Consider the following 803-nt stretch of genomic DNA (forward strand, 5'->3'; position numbering starts at 1 on the left):
CCGTTCCCATGCCGAACACGGAAGTTAAGCACTTGAACGCCGAAAGTAGTTGGGGGCTTCCCCCTGTGAGGATAGGACGCTGCCAGGCGTACATATGGAGGATTAGCTCAGCTGGGAGAGCATCTGCCTTACAAGCAGAGGGTCGGCGGTTCGATCCCGTCATCCTCCACCATTTTTATTTACACTTGCCGGTGTAGCTCAGCTGGTAGAGCAACTGACTTGTAATCAGTAGGTCGCGGGTTCGACTCCTGTTGCCGGCACCATTTTCATTTAAATATCACCGAAGATTCTGATTTAGAATTTAGGTTCTACCTTTAAAACCCTGCCGGGGTGGCGGAACTGGTAGACGCACAGGACTTAAAATCCTGCGGGGGTTTCCCCGTGCCGGTTCGATTCCGGCCCTCGGTACCATTTTTAATTTTAATAACTGTTTGATCCATTATACCCCGCACCCTTAGCTCAGCTGGATAGAGTACTTGACTACGAATCAAGGGGTCGGGAGTTCGAATCTCTCAGGGTGCACTTTTTCGGGAAGTAGCTCAGCTTGGTAGAGCACTTGGTTTGGGACCAAGGGGTCGCAGGTTCGAATCCTGTCTTCCCGACCATCTTCAATTTAATCCCTTTAATGGGGCCTTAGCTCAGCTGGGAGAGCGCCTGCCTTGCACGCAGGAGGTCAGCGGTTCGATCCCGCTAGGCTCCACCAAATTTTATCTTTGACGAACTTTGAAAACTGAACGATGAGGCAAAAAACGTATCTTCGGATACAAACAATGAATGAAGCGCAAGCTTCGTCAACGTGACTT

General features: G+C 50.3%; 6 tRNA genes and 1 rRNA gene. All 7 read left to right on the forward strand.

Annotated elements, in window-relative coordinates:
• Positions 1-88: ribosomal RNA gene (gene rrf / locus KNP99_RS15165) — 5S ribosomal RNA — on the forward strand; the annotation flags it as partial.
• An 8-nt stretch (positions 89-96) separates the two neighbouring features.
• Positions 97-172 (forward strand) — tRNA-Val (locus KNP99_RS15170).
• Between the two features lie 15 nt (positions 173-187).
• Positions 188-263: transfer RNA gene (locus KNP99_RS15175), tRNA-Thr, on the forward strand.
• 61 nt (positions 264-324) lie between these two features.
• Positions 325-411, forward strand: a tRNA-Leu gene (locus KNP99_RS15180).
• A gap of 37 nt (positions 412-448) precedes the next feature.
• A tRNA-Arg gene (locus tag KNP99_RS15185) sits at positions 449-522 on the forward strand.
• 6 nt (positions 523-528) lie between these two features.
• A tRNA-Pro gene (locus KNP99_RS15190) sits at positions 529-605 on the forward strand.
• A gap of 22 nt (positions 606-627) precedes the next feature.
• Positions 628-703: transfer RNA gene (locus tag KNP99_RS15195), tRNA-Ala, on the forward strand.
• The last annotated feature ends 100 nt before the right edge of the window (positions 704-803 follow it).

The sequence above is a fragment of the Exiguobacterium sp. s95 genome (genome assembly GCF_018618655.1).
GTDB lineage: Bacteria > Bacillota > Bacilli > Exiguobacteriales > Exiguobacteriaceae > Exiguobacterium_A > Exiguobacterium_A oxidotolerans.